At 35.1% G+C, this 19955-nt stretch carries 20 protein-coding genes; 4 read left to right on the top strand and 16 right to left on the bottom strand.

The features are described from left to right. Positions 1 to 134: 134 nt before the first annotated feature. On the top strand, positions 135 to 1505 hold the full coding sequence (gene rlmD, locus M2139_RS03675) for a 23S rRNA (uracil(1939)-C(5))-methyltransferase RlmD (RefSeq protein WP_280737314.1): 1371 nt from the start codon (positions 135 to 137) through the stop codon (positions 1503 to 1505). 114 nt (positions 1506 to 1619) lie between these two features. On the opposite strand, the gene M2139_RS03670 is transcribed toward rlmD, so the two are convergent. From M2139_RS03670 to M2139_RS03645, 6 genes are all read right to left on the bottom strand, one after another. Further along, the gene (locus M2139_RS03670) at positions 1620 to 2276 is read right to left on the bottom strand and encodes a hypothetical protein (protein ID WP_280737313.1); all 657 of its coding nucleotides are present in this window, start codon (positions 2274 to 2276) and stop codon (positions 1620 to 1622) included. 241 nt (positions 2277 to 2517) lie between these two features. Continuing rightward, complete coding sequence (locus tag M2139_RS03665) at positions 2518 to 3474, bottom strand: LCP family protein (protein WP_280737312.1); 957 nt, start codon at positions 3472 to 3474, stop codon at positions 2518 to 2520. A gap of 398 nt (positions 3475 to 3872) precedes the next feature. Then, the gene (locus M2139_RS03660) at positions 3873 to 4073 is read right to left on the bottom strand and encodes a cold shock domain-containing protein (RefSeq protein ID WP_280737360.1); all 201 of its coding nucleotides are present in this window, start codon (positions 4071 to 4073) and stop codon (positions 3873 to 3875) included. A gap of 74 nt (positions 4074 to 4147) precedes the next feature. Next, on the bottom strand, positions 4148 to 5131 hold the full coding sequence (gene dapF / locus M2139_RS03655; protein ID WP_280737311.1) for a diaminopimelate epimerase: 984 nt from the start codon (positions 5129 to 5131) through the stop codon (positions 4148 to 4150). Between the two features lie 109 nt (positions 5132 to 5240). Beyond that, positions 5241 to 5849: a superoxide dismutase gene (locus M2139_RS03650; RefSeq protein ID WP_280737310.1), complete on the bottom strand. Its 609-nt coding sequence runs from the start codon at positions 5847 to 5849 to the stop codon at positions 5241 to 5243. Between the two features lie 99 nt (positions 5850 to 5948). Continuing rightward, positions 5949 to 6377, bottom strand: a complete 429-nt coding sequence (locus tag M2139_RS03645) for a GtrA family protein (protein WP_280737309.1) — start codon at positions 6375 to 6377, stop codon at positions 5949 to 5951. 156 nt (positions 6378 to 6533) lie between these two features. On the opposite strand from M2139_RS03645, the gene M2139_RS03640 reads away from it, so the two are divergent. Beyond that, the gene (locus M2139_RS03640; protein WP_280737308.1) at positions 6534 to 7343 is read left to right on the top strand and encodes a DUF1189 domain-containing protein; all 810 of its coding nucleotides are present in this window, start codon (positions 6534 to 6536) and stop codon (positions 7341 to 7343) included. Positions 7344 to 7363: 20 nt separating this feature from the next. Further along, positions 7364 to 8314, top strand: coding sequence for a phosphoglycerate dehydrogenase (locus M2139_RS03635; protein ID WP_280737307.1), 951 nt, complete (start codon positions 7364 to 7366; stop codon positions 8312 to 8314). A 46-nt stretch (positions 8315 to 8360) separates the two neighbouring features. On the opposite strand, the gene M2139_RS03630 is transcribed toward M2139_RS03635, so the two are convergent. The 8 genes from M2139_RS03630 to mltG all read right to left on the bottom strand — a co-directional run bounded on the left by M2139_RS03630 (position 8361) and on the right by mltG (position 15414). Beyond that, a complete protein-coding gene (locus M2139_RS03630) occupies positions 8361 to 9299 on the bottom strand; it encodes a glycosyltransferase family 2 protein (RefSeq protein WP_280737306.1) in 939 nt (312 codons plus the stop codon). A gap of 128 nt (positions 9300 to 9427) precedes the next feature. Continuing rightward, complete coding sequence (locus M2139_RS03625; RefSeq protein WP_280737305.1) at positions 9428 to 9721, bottom strand: iron-sulfur cluster biosynthesis protein; 294 nt, start codon at positions 9719 to 9721, stop codon at positions 9428 to 9430. Positions 9722 to 9907: 186 nt separating this feature from the next. Further along, positions 9908 to 10579 carry a TrkA family potassium uptake protein gene (locus M2139_RS03620; protein WP_280737304.1) on the bottom strand — a complete coding sequence of 224 codons (672 nt, stop codon included), beginning with the start codon at positions 10577 to 10579 and terminating at the stop codon, positions 9908 to 9910. Between the two features lie 153 nt (positions 10580 to 10732). Continuing rightward, positions 10733 to 11365: a response regulator transcription factor gene (locus M2139_RS03615; protein ID WP_280737303.1), complete on the bottom strand. Its 633-nt coding sequence runs from the start codon at positions 11363 to 11365 to the stop codon at positions 10733 to 10735. Continuing rightward, on the bottom strand, positions 11365 to 12435 hold the full coding sequence (locus tag M2139_RS03610; protein WP_280737302.1) for a sensor histidine kinase: 1071 nt from the start codon (positions 12433 to 12435) through the stop codon (positions 11365 to 11367). Before M2139_RS03610 ends, M2139_RS03615 begins: the two co-directional genes overlap by 1 nt. After that, positions 12432 to 13166, bottom strand: coding sequence for a cell wall-active antibiotics response protein LiaF (gene liaF / locus M2139_RS03605; RefSeq protein WP_280737301.1), 735 nt, complete (start codon positions 13164 to 13166; stop codon positions 12432 to 12434). The genes M2139_RS03610 and liaF overlap by 4 nt, the downstream gene beginning before the upstream one ends. Before the next feature lie 248 nt (positions 13167 to 13414). Then, positions 13415 to 13894: a transcription elongation factor GreA gene (gene greA / locus M2139_RS03600; protein ID WP_280737300.1), complete on the bottom strand. Its 480-nt coding sequence runs from the start codon at positions 13892 to 13894 to the stop codon at positions 13415 to 13417. Between the two features lie 266 nt (positions 13895 to 14160). Next, complete coding sequence (gene mltG, locus M2139_RS03595) at positions 14161 to 15414, bottom strand: endolytic transglycosylase MltG (protein ID WP_280737359.1); 1254 nt, start codon at positions 15412 to 15414, stop codon at positions 14161 to 14163. Between the two features lie 606 nt (positions 15415 to 16020). Here mltG and M2139_RS03590 point away from each other — a divergent pair. Then, complete coding sequence (locus M2139_RS03590) at positions 16021 to 17412, top strand: hypothetical protein (RefSeq protein WP_280737299.1); 1392 nt, start codon at positions 16021 to 16023, stop codon at positions 17410 to 17412. Between the two features lie 26 nt (positions 17413 to 17438). Here the strand turns inward: M2139_RS03590 and uvrC are convergent, their stop codons facing one another. After that, complete coding sequence (uvrC, locus tag M2139_RS03585) at positions 17439 to 19226, bottom strand: excinuclease ABC subunit UvrC (protein ID WP_280737298.1); 1788 nt, start codon at positions 19224 to 19226, stop codon at positions 17439 to 17441. Positions 19227 to 19409: 183 nt separating this feature from the next. After that, a complete protein-coding gene (gene trxA, locus M2139_RS03580; protein WP_280737297.1) occupies positions 19410 to 19724 on the bottom strand; it encodes a thioredoxin in 315 nt (104 codons plus the stop codon). Positions 19725 to 19955: the final 231 nt, after the last annotated feature.

Raw genomic sequence — 19955 nt, 5'->3', positions numbered from 1 at the left:
CACAAGAAATTATGAATGAAAAAGATTCTGTGCTAAAATAACCACAGTTACGATTATTTCTCAAAAATTAAGCAGGTTATTCATAAAACTAACCTTTTCTTTAAAAAAATATTTATTTACTGAAAGGATTCACAATGGTCAACTTAAAAGAATCACAAAAAATTAATCTTCAAATTAAACGACTAGGCATTAACGGCGAAGGTATCGGTTATTATCAAAAATTAATCATCTTTGTCCCTTTAGCTTTGCCAAAAGAGCAAGTCCAAGTAGAAATCACTAAAGTCACGCCGAAATTCGCCGAAGGACGCTTATTAAATATTTTGAAAAAAAGTCCCCAACGAGTTACGCCCCCTTGCAGTGTTTACGAAACTTGCGGTGGCTGTCAGTTGCAACACCTTGATTATCAAGGACAATTGGCGTTTAAAACTGACTTATTAAAACAAGCCTTGAATAAATTTAAACCAAATGGCTATCAAAATTATTCGATTAAACCTACTCTTGGTATGGAAACACCTTATCATTATCGTAATAAAGCCCAATTTCAATTAAGAAAAAACCAACAATTAAACAAAATTGAAGCCGGCCTTTATCAACCCAACAGTCACCAATTAGTGCCAATTAATGATTGTCTGGTTCAAGAAAAAACTACCCAAAAAGTCATGAATACGGTCGTACAACTTTTAAATAAATATAATATTCCAATTTATGATGAACACAAAAACAGTGGGATTCTGCGAACAATCATGGTGCGAATTGGCATTAAAACTGGTGAAGTTCAAGTCGTTCTGATTTCTCACACAAAAAAAATTCCGCAAATCAATCCTTTGCTTAGAGAAATTAGCCAACGCTTACCAGAAGTTGTTTCTGTTATGCAAAATATCCAGGAGAAAAAAACTTCTTTAATTATGGGAGATGAAACCATCTTTTTATGGGGAAAAGAAGCCATTACCGAACAAATTAATGAAGTCGTCTTTGAATTATCCCCGCGGGCCTTTTTCCAATTAAATCCGCAACAAACTGCAGTCCTTTACCAAGAAGCGATTAAAGCCTTAGCGCCGCAAAAAAACGAAAAAATTGTTGATGCTTATTGCGGCGTTGGAACAATTGGCTTAAGCTTCGCCAAAGAAGTTGCGGAAGTTCGCGGCATGGATATCATTCCTCAAGCCGTCGCTGATGCCAATCACAATGCAGAAAAATTAGGCTATCAAAATACTTTTTACGAAACCGGTGCTGCCGAAGTTATTTTACCCCAGTGGCAAAAAGCTGGCTTCCGGCCTGATGGCGTGGTGGTAGATCCCCCACGGACAGGTTTAGATGAAAAACTGAAACAAACCTTGTTGCAACTAGCACCGAAAAAGATTGTCTATATCTCTTGTAATGTTTCGACTCTAGCAAAAGATTTAGTAGCATTAACCAAACTCTACCAAGTCGATTACTTACAATCCGTAGATATGTTCCCGCAAACCGCCCGCTGTGAAGTCGTAGTTAAATTAACAAAGAAATAGCTCATTCAGTGTTTAAGAGAAATGCAAATGCAAATTTTAGCGTTGATTTTGCTCATTTAAAAGCAAAAAAGTAAGGGAGACAAGAAATTCTTGTCTCCCTCACTACGTTTTTATTTAAAATACAGATTCAAAATCATTCTCTGATTCGTTTTCAAAATCTGTTTCAGGTTCTGCCTCTTCAATTTGTAAACCTTCCAATAAGCGTGGATATTCAAAGTTAATTTTCATAACCATTTCACAGAATTTAATCAAGTCAGCCGCATGTTGTTTCGTTTTAATTGCAATTTCATGGCTTTCTTCAGAATCTTCTAAACGCAAACGATTCACCCATGTTTGAATTTTCGCTGTCACATAGTGATTTTCATCTAAGTAATCTACATAATCAACAAATGATAAGTTAGGTTCTGCTCCCAATTCAACACTGGCGTTCATTAAGATTTTTTGACAAAGTAAAACCGCTCCAGTATAAGCACCTGCCGAATAAGCTAAGCGAGCTTCATCATATAAAGTTGTGATTTCACTAGAAACTTCGCTGATTTTACTACCGATTTTAACGCCAGGTACTTGCATATCTTCCCATAAAAACGTTGGCATTTTACAGTGTGCACAAATGTAAATACCGCCTTCTTGATGGTATTCATCGCTAGCTGTTTCAATTAGAACCATACCTTTGTCAGAACGATTGTGTTCTTCACAATAGCCACAAGTAAATTCCTTTTCAGCTAAATCAGTTACTGCCCATTTCAAGTTTAAATCATTAATATATTTCATTTTCGCCACATCCTTATTATAAAACTAGATAAGTCTAAAGAACTTATCTTCATTTTTGCTCTTGATTCATTTTAAATGTTTAACTTTATTTGTCTGCTCAATTAACTCATTTAGCCAATTAGCAAGATCTCACATTTATTACTATACACTATTTTGCTTAATCTTAAAAGCGTTTGCCTTGATTTGTTCTTTAACCATAAGCAATAAGCTGAAGTAATAACTCACTTCAGCTTACTTTTAATTATTCAACTTGTTGTAATTGATCTTTTAATAAGGCTTGAACGCGATCTAGCTCATATTCACTGGCTTTTTGGTAAGAGATTTCTTCCATGCCAGTTTCGCCATCACCAATATAATCTTCACCTTGTAATTGATCACTAGTAAAGTTCTTTAAGGCTGGTAGATAATCAAGCAGTGGCTCGATTTGTTGCCAACTTAAATCGGTTTGTCCATTTTTACTAAGAACTTCCAATAAACTTTGATATTTAGTAATAATATCTACTGATTTCAATTTATCAAAAACTTTACCTAAAACTTCTCGTTGGCGCTCTTGTCGACCATAATCGCCACGTTCATCTTCATAACGCATGCGGGCATACATAACAGAACGACGACCATTCATGTGTTGCATACCAGGTTCAAAATACTCCCCATCAAGTTCAAAAGTAAATTGATTATCTACGTCAATACCATCAACCGCATCAATTAATTCAATCATGCCATCCATATTAACAGTAGCAACATGATCAATCGGAATATCTAATAGTTTTTCAACTACATGAATTGCTAAAGCTTCGCCACCATAAGCATAAGCCGAATTGACTTTATCCCAGCCAACTGTATAGCCATCATAATCGTAGTCCATATAAACTAAAGTATCACGAGGAATACTAACTAATGTTGTTTGCTCTTTACCAGGATTAATGGTAGCAACAATCATTGAGTCCGTTCTACCGCCATCGCCATCGCCTTCACGCTCGCTATTAGTATCAACCCCTAATAGTAAAATTGAAAAAGGTTCTAGCTGAGAAAAATCAATATCTCGTTGTGGTGCATCAATTCGTTCAACCGGCACATAAATATTGGCCATCGTTTGACTTGTGTCACTAAGAAACTTAGCAAAATAAACCGTTCCTGTTGTAACAAGTACTAAGATTAAAAAAGTAAAGCCTAAGACAATTTTTTGCCAGATACGCATAAATTAAACTCCCTATTCAAGCAGCGGAAAGATTTTTTCTAAAAAACAAAATCTAACAGCTAAGATTATTAAAAGTCATGGAGACACTGACTTTTTTTATTTAATTAAAATAAGTGAAGAATTAACTCCACTTATCAAAAGATACCAAAAAAAGAATTACAATTCAATTAAAACCGTAAAATCACAAATTTCTATAGATTTTTTTAATCTTATTGTAAAGAAAGACGCTTTCTTGTAACAAAAAAGATAAATATGACCTTACATTTTTATAACTTGTAGCTATGAAATTCCCGTCATTTTCGATTAAAAGTTATTACATTTGTTATTTTTTACAAAAAAATAGGTGCAATAAGTAATCACTGCAAAAAAATTACTCCTGCCACCTATTATTTCTTTAATTAGCGTTTAACAACGTCTGCAGCTTGTGGTCCCCGAACGCCATCAACAATTGAAAATTCAACTGCTTGACCTTCTTCAAGAGATTTGTAGCCATCTCCTTGAATTGCTGAAAAATGAACAAATACATCTTCTTGTCCATCAATCGAGATAAATCCAAAGCCTTTTTCATTATTAAACCATTTAACCGTTCCTTGTTTCATACGCACTCACAGCCTCCAAAATAATATCTAGCGGATTGATTTCCACTCGTTTATTATAGCTGATTCTACCAGGGCTAGCAATCAACAGCACTGGCGATTGCAGCTAAAAACTGCTGATAATCCCTTTGTTCATGGGTTTCTCTCAATTTTAGTAAATTAACTTCGCTTTTTAGAAAATCTGCCAATTCACCCGTTATTTCGTGGGTAACTGTCGCATTACCGATTAAATCCATCCAATAGCTACCATTTGCTCGCTGATGAACTCGCGTTTGCACCAAGCCACCCGGATTAACCACCGTGATTAATTGTTCGAATTTTGCGCCTTGCAGCAAAGCATAAATCAAGCTACTAGCACTCATAGCAGTTCCGCAAGCATTAGTTAAACCCACACCCCGCTCATAAGTCCGCACAAAAAGTCGATTTTCCTCTAAAATTTCAACAAAACTGACATTTACGCCATCTGGAAATAAAGCATTTTCCTGATTCACTTTACTGGCAATTTTCTCTAATAAATCACTTTCCAAGACTTCATGACTGACAAAAGTAATTAAATGAGGATTAGGAACAGCAACAATCGAAAAGCGTAACGTTTCTGAAAGCTCTGGTAACACTTGATTAAGATACTGGCCTGAAGGTAAATTTACAGGGATGGCTGTCGGTTCAAAACTAACTGGCGAAATTTCCACTTGATACGTAGCAATTTTATTAAAAATTGCTGGTGCCTGGCTAACGCTTAAATCCCCATGCATTGTTTTAACTTTAAAACTTGTCAAATGATGTTTTTCAGCTAAATAGCGGGCCACCGTTCGCAAGCCGTTGCCACACATGCTGGCTTCACTACCATCACTGTTAATTACCCGCATTTGCGCTAAAGTTTGTTGATCAGTAGTGGCTTCCACTAATAAAATTCCATCTGCCCCGCCTAATAAACCAGTTGTACGAGGACAGATAGCTTGTCGTAATTCATCAATCGTTCCATCTGAAAGTTTCTCAGAAAATTGTCGCTGATCTAAAATGAAAAAATCATTTTCAGAGCCATGGACTTTATATAGTTGCATAAGTTATATAACTCCTTATTATTTAATGGAAAAAACTTATTCACATTATAGCGAAAATAACCATAAAAAAAAAGGCTCACGACTTGAGCCTTTTTACTTAATTACAATTTTATTTTGCTGCTGCGAAACGTTTGTTAACTTCATCCCAATTAACTAAGTTCCAGAAAGCGTCAATATAGTCAGGGCGTAAGTTTTTATATTTCAAATAATAAGCATGTTCCCACACATCTAAACCTAAAACCGGTGTTTTGCCTTCAGATAGTGGTGAATCTTGATTGGCAGTTGACATAACAGCCAATTTACCTTGATCAACAACTAACCAAGCCCAGCCTGAACCGAAACGAGTTGTTGCCGCTGCTTTAAATTGGTCTTTAAAAGCTTGAAAGCTACCGAAAGCTTCATCAATCGCTGTTTTAATGGCACCAGTTGGTTCACCACCAGCATTTGGTGCTAAAATTTCCCAAAAGAATGTATGGTTGACATGACCCCCACCATTATTACGAACAGCTCCACGAATATCTTCAGGAACAGCAGCTAAATCAGCTACTAAAGCTTCAATTGTTTTATCAGCAAGTTCAGGATGTTTTTCAATGGCTGCGTTTAAATTAGTCACATAAGCATTGTGATGTTTATCATGGTGTAAATGCATGGTTTCAACATCAATATAAGGTTCCAAAGCGTCATAAGCATAAGGTAATTCAGGTAATTGGTAAGTCATTTTAAAATCCCCCTCATTCATTTCGTTGTTTAACTACATCTTTAGCTTAACAAAATTTACAAGATAGCTCAAAAGATATGCTTACAAATACCAAAAGATTTATTCCTTTTTGAAAATAAATAACTTACTAAAGGCATAATTAGCTACCACCACCACAATTTGTGCTAGAATTTTGACGATAAAAGTTGACCAACCAAGCTTATCAATAAATAGCCACATAACACCATTATCAATTCCTAATGATAAAATTCGATAAAAAACAAACTTAACAAACTCCCATAATAAATGGCTTAGATTTTCTGATTTCGTTTGAAAAACCCATAGTTTATTAGTAATAAAAGCCACCAATACCGAAATAAACCACGCTACCGTATTAGCTATCATCCAATCAATCGTTAACGTGTAATGTAATAAGCTAAAAACGGCAATATTCACAACAGTGGTTACCCCACCAAAAAAAAGATAGGAGAACGCCTCCCAGTAACCTAATTCTTCCAATTTCTTTTTACCCGCAAGTAATAATTTCATGTTGATGTTCCCTTCAAATTGTATAAATGCTCTTTTTATCATACGTCACTTTGTTAAATTTTGCCATGATTTTCAAAATTCTTTAATGTTCCCTTGTAATTACCAGTTGCCTTAGCTAGAATTAGGACATTACCTATTTTAAAGGAGTCTTTACTATTGTTAACCAATCGTCAATTATTTAAACGGGCTTTCCAAAAACCACAAGATTTAAAAGCTGCTCAAAACAGTTCATTTTTCAGAGCTTTTCTTTATGTTATCTTTTTAAGTTTGATTTTAAGTTTACCTTTAGCCAAAAGTGTTTTTCAAGAACTCAACGAATTTCAACAAGAGAATCAAAAAATTGCGGCTGAGATCCCTGCTTTCCATTTAGAAAACAATCAAATTGTTTTAGAGGAGGACGCGGAAGGTTTTATTTATCAAACTGACTGGCTTAATTTCACTTTCGATCCTGAAGGCAAACGTAAGAAGCAAGATGTTATCAATGATTTTTCCAACAATTTATTCAGCATTGGTATTTTGCAAGATCAATTGGTTTTCAGTGCTGATATTGGTGAAGAATATTTAGCTATTTTAGGCACTAATACCATTGAACTGCCTTATTCTGACAGTTATTTTCAAAATTTCGATAGCCAACATTTAAAAGCTACGCTTTCCCAAGGATTAAGCTGGCAATTTTATCTTTTATTTTTCGCTATCGTACTTTATCAAGCTTTTTGGCAATTAATTTGGGCATTGTTATTAGCAGCTGTTGGTGGAAAAATCTACACGGCACTGCGTCGCACACCGTTAAAATTCTCTAAAATATTTAAAACGGTCATTTACACTGCAACACTTCCAGTTTTAGTTGCTGCTGTGATTTTATTACTACCAATTAATCTTGATATTTCTATTTTTATTACTTTAGTTTCAATGTTTATCTTTATGCAAGTGATTAAACCCGCACCACCAGAAGACTTGCCCTCTTAAATTCAGGAAGGAGTTTTGTTATGCCTCAACCAATCATTTATTTACAAAGAAATTTTCGCAGTGAATTTATCAAAGAAATCAGCAAAATCGCCCCTAACTATCGGATTATGTATCAGTTGCAGCCAGAAGAATTAGCTGATGTGGAAATTTCAGTTGGTTGGAATCCGACCTTTGCCACAGCCCTCTTAGCTGCTGACAGTCACTTAAAATGGGTTCAAGCAATTTCAGCGGGAGTAGATACTTTACCTTTAACAACTTTTACCGAAAAAAACAACCTATTATCTAACGGTAGCGGAATTCATACTTTGGCGATTAGCGAACATGTACTCGGAGTGATTTTAGCTTACTATCGCAATTTAATTACCGCTATTCACGCCCAAGAAAAACAAATTTGGGATCGTGAAGCAGGCAGCTTTCAACAACTAGCAGGTAAAAAGGCGCTAATTTTAGGTACTGGGCAAATTGGCCAACAAATCGCTCAGTGTTTTCAAGCTTTCGGCGTAAGCAGTTATGGCGTAAATACAACAGGTCATAGCGTTCCGAATTTTACAGCTACTTATCCCTTGCCCAATAGTTCAGCAATCAGCTCAGAAGTAGATATTGTTATTAATTGTCTGCCTTTAACTAAAGAAACGACAAACTTTTTTGATTTGGCTTTCTTTCAACAAATGAAAAATTCAGCCATGTTTATTAATGTCGGCCGTGGTCCTTCGGTAAACACAGCGGATTTAATACAAGCTTTACAAAACAAACAGTTAGCTTTTGCCGCATTAGATGTTTTTGAAAAAGAACCGTTATCCTCTGACAGTTCTTTATGGCAAATGGATAATGTGCTAATTACTCCTCATATTTCAGGGATTTCGGCAGATTTCCAACGTAAATTTATGGATATCTTCTTGCCAAATTTACAAAGTTATTTAACAGAAGGAACTTTAGTTAAAAATCAAGTTGATTTAACAAAAGGTTATTAAACTAAAAAAGACGAGTCAGCGGCAATTCGCTGGCTTGTCTTTTTGTTTATTTTTTTGCAGTTTTTTCAGTTTCTTTAATAATATAGTCGGGACGATTTTTCGTTTCTAAAAAAATCTTACCGATATATTTACCGATAATTCCTAAGCACATCAGTTGTAACCCACCTACAAAAAGGAAAATCGAAACCATTGAAGGCCAGCCACTGGTTGGATCGCCATATAGTAATGCCCGTGCTACAATAAAAATCATCGCAATTCCTGACACTAAACAAGTGAAAAAGCCTACGAAGGAAGCAATATTCAATGGCGCATCTGAAAAATTGATAATGCCATCAATCGAATAATTAAACAATTGCCAGAAAGACCAAGAAGTGGTTCCCGCTACTCGTTCACGATTTTCAAAAGACAAATACTCGGTTTTAAAACCTACCCAGCTAAATAAACCTTTTGAAAAACGATTATGCTCTTTCAATTCCAAAATAGCATCCACCATTTGCCGCGTCATTAAGCGGAAATCACGAGCGCCATCAATCATTTCTGTTTGACCAATTTTATTAATTAGTTTATAAAATTGCTTAGCAAAAAAGCTACGAATCACTGGTTCCCCTTCACGATCGCCTCGGCGTGTGCCAACACAATCTAACTCTGGATCAGCCGCTAACATCGCAATCATCTGTGGTAACAGCTCTGGCGGATCTTGTAAATCCGCATCCATAACAGTCACTAACTCACCCGTTGCTGCTTCTAAACCTGCTAAAAGACCAGCTTCTTTACCAAAATTTCGTGAAAAAGAAATATAACGAACTTGTTTTGGATCCTCTTTCGCTAAATTCCGTAAAACTTCTAAAGTTTTATCTTTTGAACCATCATTTACAAATATATATTCAAATTCATCGGCAATTTCTTGATGAACTTTTTCCATTTCTTGATAAAAAAGTGGAATGGTTGCCTCTTCATTATAACAAGGGACCACAATTGATATCATACGATTTTACCGCTCCTTATAAAGTAATCATGCTTAAACTCTAATCTATTATAACAAACCTCATAAAAAAAAGAAGAGTTGCCCTTAAAAATCTCAGCTCTTCTTAAAAACTTAATAATCTATTTTTCTTATTCAGTAAAAAAAGTGTACTTAGGTTCTGCTAAAGTTTCGTCATAATCAACAGCTATTTGATATCCTTGGAAAAACCATTCATCGGCTGCTTCAATAAAGAACAACAAACCAGCAATCACCTCTTGATAAATCGGCGCTTCAGGCATTTCAATCATTAAACCTACAGAAAAGCCCTCGTGAACATTGGTAGAACCATAAACTTTGCCGAAAAAGCGTACGCCTTGCCCAGCGTCAATAACTAATTCATTTTGAAACCATTGCAAGGCTTTTTCAGTGACTGTAATTTTCAAAATTAGCACCTTCTTTTCGTTGAAATACATTATGTGCAGAACAAGCTTCTCCGCTTTTTATCTAATCCAGTTGCGAAGCTTTGCACCATTCGATAAAGTGAAGAAAAAATTCGCGACAAAAAACGCCACTATAATTTCTTTATGCACTTTACTCAAGAGCTGAACGAGCCCGCTCCGCTTTTAAATTCACTGGTTCATTTTTTCGTCTAGAAGTTCAACGTCGTTGATTTCGCCGATGACTAATAGGTGGTCGTCTTTTTGGACAAATTCGTTGGCGTCAGGTGAAACGACTACTTCGCCGTTACTGCGGCGAATAGCGACGACTGTTAAGCTAAATCTTTGGCGGAAGTTCAATTCTAATAAGGAACGGTCATAAAATTTGCCATTGCTTACTGAAACTTCGGCTAAGGTAAAATCATCTGATAGCTCTAAATAATCTAAAATATTTTTAGAAACTAGTTTATGAGCAATTCGTTCTCCCATATCTCTTTCTGGATGGACGACACGATCAGCGCCAATTTTTTCTAACACGCGGGCGTGGTATTCATTTTGAGCTTTCGCTAAAACGTTAGGAACACCCATTTCTTTAACCATTAAGGTAACTAAAATACTAGCTTGAATATCTTCACCAATCGCTACAATTACATGATCAAAATTACGAATTCCTAATGACCGTAGAGCCATTTCATCTTGGGCATTAGCTACTACCGCATGAGTAGCAATATTCATATATTCGTTGACGCGATCTTCGCTGCTGTCAATCGCCAAAACTTCCTGTCCCGATTCAACTAGGGTGCGGCAAATGCTTCCTCCAAAACGCCCCAATCCAATAATGGCATAACTCTGCTTAGCTGACATACTGATTTTTTCTCTCCTTAACTGCCTCTAATTATTACTAAACCCAAGTATAGCAAAGCTAACTAAAAAAAACTACCAAGATAGCTTTACTAATTATGAAAAAAACAGGTTATAAGACTAGCTACGATAGCTGAACTTATAACCTGCGTAATATTATTTAACTAAACCATGTTTAAAAGAATAAATCGCGGCTTGCGTCCGGTCCTCAACTTCTAATTTAGACAAAATATTCGAAACATGAGTTTTAACTGTTTTTAAAGTAATAAACAATTCATCAGCAATTTCTTGATTACTCATTCCTTGCGTAATTAAAAGTAAAATTTCCAACTCACGATTTGTTAAATCTTCATGTAAAATAGGTTCATTTTTACGACTCATGCGTTCCATCATTTTATTGGTTACTTCAGGCTCTAAAACCCGCTCGCCTCTTTGAGTCGCCCGAATCGCTCCAGCAATTTCACTAGCAGTTGACGTTTTTAATAAATAGCCAGCAGCACCTGCTTCAATGGCTGGATAAACCTTTTCATCATCAATAAAACTAGTAACGATAATAATTTTAGCTTCTGGCCAATCTTTCAAAATTAATTTCGTAGATTCAATACCATCCATTTCATCCATCACTAAATCCATCAAAATCACATCTGGTCGCAAATCCAAAGCTTTTTCATAGCCAATCCGACCGTTTTCTGCTTCACCAACTACCTCAATATCACTTTGAATTGATAAGTAAGAAGAGACTCCTAAACGAACCATTTCGTGATCATCAACTAACAACACCCTAATCATTAATCGTTATCCTCCTCTAATAACGGAACTTTGATTTCAACACTCGTTCCTTGGTTTTTAAAACTAATAATTTTCACCGTACCACCAACGCCGGCTACCCGTTCTCGGATATTATTTAAGCCATAACTACCTGCCCGGCTTTCTGATACATCAAAGCCAACTCCGTCGTCTACCACTCGCAACAAAACATTAGGGCCAACTTTATGTAGGTAAACCTCTAACTCTTTGGCTTTTGCGTGGCGTAGCGTATTGGAAAGTAATTCTTGCACAATCCTAAAAAGATGATCTTCAATATTTGCTTGTAAAGAAACATCTTCAGCATCCCATTTTAACTGAATTTGAATTTTCGTCTGTAATTCTTTTAATAATTGCTCAATCCCTTGACGTAAACTCTTACCTTCTAAATTAATTGGCCGTAGATGTAATAACAAGGCCCGCATTTCTGATTGAGAAGCATTAATAATATTTGTTACAGTTGCCAACTGTTGCCGGAAACCCGCCAATTCTTCTTCCTGATTAGCCATTTCATTAATCGCTGATAACATCATCATCGCAGCAAACAATTGCTGAGAAACCGAATCATGCAGCTCTCTAGCTAAACGTTGACGTTCTCCTTCTAAAATATCCTCTTTAGTCTGCCCATCAAGCACTTGCGGCCGCGCATTTAGCATTTGCAACTCTCGTGAGATTTCAATCATTTTCCCTTGAATCCGTGTAATATCACGATCCATCTCAGCCAGATAAAGATTATTTTCATCGTTAAATTTTTCAATTAAGCGAGGGCTTTCATAATTACCACTAGCTAATAAACGCAATTTTTCTTCCATATTACCAAATAGCATTTTCCGATAAAAAGAATTCAACAGCCATGTAACAAAGCCACTACAAACGGACATCAAAACAATATAAAAAATAATTGGAATAGCAAAAACTCTTTGCCGAAAAATCTCCAACCACCATTGTTCAATGCCACTAGCGTAAAAGTACATAAACAAAATAAAAATAATAAGGATAAATGTACTAAAAATTGTATAAGCAGTCAGCATTGGTTGGGAAATTTTTTTCATCATACGCGAATTACCTCAACATCACCAACCAAACTATTCGTTAACAGTTTTAAACGACGAGGATTTTCATCGTAATCCGTAGTGTACAGGCGGATACTTTCATTTTTTAATAAAGTTGTTTCTTCATCAAAGCTAACTGTACCATATAAAGTTGAATGTTGTAATTGAATGCTAATACCCGCAGGTACTAAAATTCTAGTACGTCCAAAACCTTTACGAATGATTACCACGCTATCATCTTTAGGCAATAAAGTATTTCCTAAATCGACAATCGTATCACCAGCAATTAAGTTGATATTGATATCGTCCCATTCATAAACTTCATTACCAATTCGTTGATTGCCAAACCATTGTTGTTGTTGGCGACTAGCTGAATAAGTTCCTGCCTCTTCCACATCAACCATAATCATTTGTTTTCTACGCCAAAAAGATTGTTTAGTTAAATCCGTGCCAGAAATTTCAATTCCTTTTAAGCCGATATACAAGATACCAAAAACAAGCATCATCCAAAAGGCAACACTGCTCACCAAGCTCATGAAAATTGAAAATCCACCTAAAACTAACTGAAAATTATTAAAGTTATTTCGTCTTTTTTTCTTAGCTAAAACATGATAAATATTAAAAATACCAAAAATTAACAAAATCAAAAGCGCAGGATTATATACAATTTGGTAAATACCAAAAATTAATAATAATAATTCAATAACTACAAACAAGCGAAATGAGCTTTTCATAACAGCTCCCCCTCCTAATAACCAACGAAATTAAATTTCGCCTTAATTTACTAGTACTACTATACTCTTTATTTGAATTTTTTTCATTAGACTTTAGTCCTAGAAAATGCGTGATTTCAAACGAACTCAGCCTTTCCTTATGTAAAAAACAAGGGCAGGCCATTAGTCACCATCCGTTATCTTCTTGTAAAGTAGATTTAACGGATGTTAAAGACTATCTGTCCCACCCTATTAGCTATTCATTAAACTTAAATTGTTTCTAATTTAACAATGCGAACTTTCATTTCACCACCAGGGGTTGTAATTGTTACTTCATCATTAATTTTTTTACCAATTAAAGCATGGGCAATTGGTGAGTCGTTAGAAATTTTACCAGCAAAAGGATCTGCTTCCGCACTGCCGACAATTGTATACTCTTCTTCATCGCCATCAGGTAATTCAATGAAAGTCACTTTTTTACCTAAAGAAACTTCATTTTCATCAACACCGTCATTATCAATAATTTGGGCAAAACGAATCATACTTTCTAAAGTAGTAATGCGGCCTTCTACAAAAGCTTGTTCATCTTTAGCCGATTCATACTCTGAGTTTTCAGATAAATCACCAAAACTACGGGCAATTTTAATCCGTTCAATAATTTCACCACGTTTTACGGTTTTTAATGTTTCTAATTCTTCTTCTAATTTGGCTTTTCCTTCCAATGTCATTGGAAAAACTTTTTCTACCATGATTCAAATCTCCTCTTTATTTGGTCCATAAGCTTAAAGATATTCTTGAAGCTTAACATAGCTGATAAATTTTATTGGACCCTTGATCTTTCTTCCAAATGTTTAGTAACTATTTTTTAATAGTATTTTTTTCTTTAACTTTGACTACTTTCCCTTAGAAATAGCGCTGCCAAGGATTTATTAAAGAATACAAAGGTAAATGGTAATCCTTTGTAAGAATAATTCCACAAAAGATTACCACGTCTTATTATAAAAGTAAACAGTCTTTACTCATTTTTCTTGTTATCTACATATTTTTCAACTAATTCCATATGTTCTTCGTAAGTTCCAGTAAAGTAAACTTGACCAGTTTCTACATCCGCCACAAAATACAAGTAATCATTCGGTTCAGGATTTAAAACAGCTTGAATCGCATTTTCACTTGGATTGTTAAACGGACCAGGGCCATAACCTTGATTTTTATACAAGTTATAAGGTGAATCAACTTCTAAATCTTCTAAAGTAACAAATTCTTTATGAGTATCTAAGGCATATAAAATAGAGATATCAGATTGTAGTGGCATTTGTTGCGCCAAACGATTTAAGAAAACTTGCGCAATCTTACGACGATCCGCATCTTCAACGCCTTCTTTTTCAACTAGAGAAGCTAGCGTTAATACTTCTTGAACAGTATAGCCTTGATTTTGAATTTGTTCATAATAACTTTGTAAAACCGCATCGCTCTTAGCAATCATTTGTTCAACTAAGCCTTTTAACGTGCTAGTTGCTGCATAATAATCGTAAGTGGCTGGGAATAAATAGCCTTCCAGACGATAACGTAAGCCTTCTGCCTGAGAAACACTGGTTAATAGTTGTGGATATTTTCCTAACATCTCTTGGAAAAAGGCATCGTCATTCATTAAAGCTTTAACATCAGCTGCTTTAATTTTCTTAGTGGTAGCTTCTTCAATTGAACTTGCAATTTGTGAAATATCATAACCTTCTGGAATCGTGATTTTCGCATCAGCAATATCAACTGGTTCTGCCGTACCACCAGATTGTAGCAATTGACTAATATCATCTAAGCTCATATTAGGTGCCATTTGATAATAACCAGCTTGAAAATCGGTTAAATTATTAAATTTCGTGTAAAAATGGAAAACCATTCCACTTTTAATTACTTTATCGTTTTCTAAAATCTCACCAATTTCTTTATTACTAGAGCCGCTAGGAATTTCAACTTGAACTAACTGCTTATTGTCAGTATCTAACGGTTTCAAGCCAGACTGAACATAGCTCCAAAAAGTTAGCCCTAAAACTAAACCAACAATTACTAAGGCTGAAACAACAAAGAAAACAATTTTGCGAGTTACTTTATCTTCTTTTTGGCGTTTTTGGCGTTTTACTTCTCCATAGCTGATCTTTTCTTTCGTGGTAGCTTCTGGAATAGCCGTTTGTTCCGTTTCAAAACCAGCTTCAACAGTCGAATTTACAACTGCTTCCGGCTCTGTTTCAACTGACGTGAAAGGTTCCTCAGCCATGGCTGTTTCTTCAGGAACAACTGGCTGAACAGGTTCTTCCGTTACAGTTGGTTCTGGTTCAGTAAAGGCTTGGCGACGCTCAGCATCAGATAAATAAGTAAAATCTTGATGCACTGGTCGTTGGCTATTGCTGTTCTCTTGATGACCATAACGTTGTGAACGCGTTGGCAAATCAGCATTTGCTGATTGATCGCCAGTGTTTTCACCAGTCTGGTTAGATTTATCTTGAAAATTACGAAAAATCTCATCATCATTCGCATGTAAAGATCGTAATATCTTATCTTTAAAGGTTTCCTCTGGTTGGTGATTGTTATCGTCTGCCAAAGTAATTCCTCCTTTTATCTATTTAAATTTTGAAAAAATCTCAATAATCGACAAATTAAGTGGTTGACTGTTGTTGCTTTTGTTCATAACTCATATAATTATACACGAAGTAAAGCTAAATTAAAATATAAACTAACATTTTGCAAGAAAATAACCTAAAAATCCCCCAATTTCTTCATTGGCTGCGTTAAATTGTGAGTGTTAGTAGGCTTTTTTACTTTTTAGCTTTTAAAATTTTTCAACAATATGTATAATGGGAATGGTTTAAGAGAAATGAAAGGCTTGGAAATTATGAAAGAAAATTTAACGGCTTCTTTAAGCCGCGATTCACAAAAAGAGAATCGCTCTGTTTTAAAAGCGCAAATCATCCTTGTTTTATTGATTTGTTGCTGGTTTGCTTTTTGGGCAAGTGAACTTCCTTATAATAAAGCCCCTGACGAAATGATGCGCTATTTGATTCCTTCGTATATTTATAATCATTTATCCCTACCAAGTGGTTATGATGCCGAAGCTATCTATGTAATCGGCAACTGGTCCTATGCTTTTTATCCACAAATGTTAGGAGCTATTATTAGTGCTTTTTTCATGCATGTCATGAACTTATTTCATTCCACACCGGAGACTTTACTATGGGCCGCACGTTTAACAAGCGTCTTATTTGGTGGGATAACAGTCTTCTTTACTGGTCGTAGCATTTATAAACTTTCTAACAATTTTGGTTTAAGTCTGTTAGGCATGGTCTTTTTAGGCTTTTTACCACAATTTACTTTTTTATCTTGTTACGTTAACAACGATGTCATTGCTGCTGCCGGTGCTAGTATTATTGTCTATGCAATGATTGACACTTGTTTTGAAGCTTGGAGCTATAAGCATAGCATTTATTTATCTTTAGGCTTTATTATTTGTGGCTTAGGTTATATGAACTCCTATGGTTTTATTTTAGTAGGTGGGTTATTTTTCCTAATTGTTAACTTTTTCAATTTGAAACATAAAATTACTGACAAAAAAGTTTTTTATAAAAACTTTGCGCTAATCTTTTGTTTATCAGCAATTGCTATTTTTCCCTTTTTAATTAGAAACTACCTATTGTACAAGGATATTTTCGGAATGCGGGTTTTCCGTGAAGAATACTTGAAGTGGTTAGATACGAAAGATGGCTATGTTTTACAACACCCTTACGAATCTGGCAACCTCTTGGCGATGTTGGGAGATTCACACTTTAGAGAATATACTTTGGATTCTTTTATCGGCTTATTTGGCTACATGAGTATTAAGCTAACTGATGCTTACTATACTTTTTATTACTGGATTTTCGGCTTAGGGATTGTTGCTTTTATTGTGCAACTAGTTCAAGGACGTTTTGCTAAAGCAAAAGATGCTATCGTTACAAGTCGTAAACGCATGGCTTTTAGCTTAATCGCTTTAGGTTGTTTAATTACTTTTGGCTTACATTGGTATTATGCTTTAAAAATTGATTATCAACCACAAGGGCGCTATATTATGGCGATTATCGCACCCTTTATGATTATGTTAACTCTAGGCTTTGAAAAAATGATTGATTTTCTGATTCAACCGGATAAGAAAAAATATGTTTATCTGATTTTGATTTTAGTATTCATCACCATTAATGTCTTGATTCATAATGAATACTTCTTATTATCAAAAACAATTTAACAAAAAAGACTAGGAAATTAAATTTCCTAGTCTTTTTTTTCTTCATTTTGAAAAGCTTGAAAGACATTTTCAGCAACATTTTTCGGCAATCCATGCTCTTGCAAAGTTTCCACTGTAGCTGCCATAATATTTTTCATAGATTTGAATTCTTTTAACAACATTTTTTTCCTTTTAGGCCCTAAACCTTCAATGCCATCTAATTTTGAAGCAAAACTATTTTTACTGCGCAATTGGCGATGGAAAGTGATAGCAAAGCGATGAACTTCATCTTGAATGCGTTGTAGTAAGAAAAATTCTTGTGAATTACGTTCCAAGGCAATCACTGCTAAATCTTCACCAAATAACAGCTCGCTAGTTTTATGTTGATCATTTTTAGCTAAACCGGCAATCGGTAAATCTAAGCCTAATTGATTTTCTAAAACCTCTTTGGCTGCATCTACTTGACCTTTCCCACCATCAATTAAAATCAAATCAGGCATCGCTAAATTTTCTTTCAAAACCCTTGAATAACGCCGATAAATAACTTCCCGCATGGAAGCATAATCATCGGGACCTTTGACCGTTTTGATTTTATACTTGCGGTATTCATTTTTAGCAGGCCGACCGTCAATGAAAACCACCATTGCAGAAACAGGATTAGTCCCCATAATATTAGAGTTATCAAAAGCCTCAATCCTAATCGGTGTGGGGATATTCATAGCTTGACCTAAACGCTCTACCGCGCCAATCGTCCGCTCTTGCTTGCGAACGATTAAATCAAATTTTTCTTGTAGAGCAACATTGGCATTTTTCGCTGCCAAAGCTACTAGTTTTTTCTTCTCACCAATTTTAGGTTGAATCACTTTCGTTTGTAGTAAAGCCTCCACGCTAGCTAAATCAATATCATTGGGAATTAAAACTTCTTTCGGGATAAAATGTTCATTTTCTTGATAAAACTGACCGATATAGGTTAAAAAATCATCAGTGGCTTCCCCATAAAAAGGAAAAATCGAAACATCTCGTTCAATCAGCTTCCCTTGTCTAACAAAGAAAACTTGCACACACATCCAACCTTTATCTACTGCATAACCAAAAATATCCCGATCCACTAAATCAGCATTGGTCATTTTTTGACGAGTCATAATTGTATCAATGGCAGCAATCTGGTCCCGGTACTCCGCCGCTTTTTCAAACTCCATATTTTCAGCAGCTATTTGCATTTTTTGCTGTAGCTCTTGTTGAATCGCTTGATGACCGCCATTTAAAAAGCGTTTGATTTCATTAATCATTTGGGGATAGGTGTCCTTAGGTACTTGAAAAACGCAGGGGGCCAAGCATTGCCCCATATGATAATATAAACAAACTTCTTTTGGTAAAGTTTTACACTTCCTTAAAGGAAACAAACGATCTAATAAGCGCTTCGTTTCATTCGCCGCACCGACATCTGGATAAGGCCCAAAATACCAAGCTTTATCTTTCAAAACTTTTCGGGTAATTAATAAACGGGGATAGGCTTCATTAGTTATTTTTATAAAAGGATAGGTTTTATCATCCTTTAACATAATATTATATTTCGGATCATTTTTTTTGATTAAATTAATTTCTAAAAGTAAAGCTTCAATATTTGATTCAGTCACAATATATTCAAAATCGACAATTTCACTAACTAAGCGTTCCGTTTTGGCATCATGACTACCAGTAAAATAAGAACGCACTCGATTTTTTAAAATTTTGGCTTTACCGACATAAATAATCGTGCCGTTTTTGTCCTTCATCAAATAACAACCTGGCTGATCAGGCAACAGACTTAATTTATGCTTAATCTTTTCGTTCACAACAGGCAGCTCACTTTCTCTCAATCTCTTTGCTAAATTATTATAGCATAAGAAAAGCCCCGAAGATTTCTTCTCATAAAATCTTTAGCTTTTGTTCTTTTTTCAGCTAAGCAACTCAAAAAAACTGCATCCTGCAATTAAAAGTTACAGGATACAGTTTTTATTTATCTAGCTACAATATTTTTATAAATATTTCGCTACAATTTCTCTTAACTGTTCTTTATTATGAACACCGACAACTTTTTCCACCATTGCACCGTCTTTTTTCAACATCAAAGTTGGAATACTCATAACACCAAAACTAGCAGGTGTTTCTGGATTTTCATCAATATCCATTTTAACAATTTTTAATTCTGATTCATCATATTCTTCTGCTAATTGATCTAAAATCGGTGCTTGCATCCGACAAGGTCCACACCAAGGTGCCCAAAAATCAATTAAAACTAAACCTTCATCTGTTTCTGCAGCAAAATCTTGATCAGTAATCACTTGTGACATTTATAATTCCCCCAATAGTTTTCTTTTATTTAAGATGGTTATATTATAACACGCCTTAAGAAATCACTCTAGTTTTTTGACTTTTAATCAGCGAACTTCCTTTAAAATTCCGTTAAACAATCTTAACAAATCTGCTCCCCTATGCTACGATATTAAAGAATAAATACACGAAAGTTTAAAAGATAAGGACTAAGTGAATGATTTAGTTCCGCTTTTTTTAACCGAGGAAAA

Origin of the sequence: Enterococcus sp. PF1-24, assembly GCF_029893325.1 — a bacterium.
Taxonomy (GTDB): Bacteria; Bacillota; Bacilli; order Lactobacillales; family Enterococcaceae; genus HY326.
Note: the sequence above shows the minus strand (reverse complement) of the source record. Positions and strands in the feature narration are given on the sequence as shown.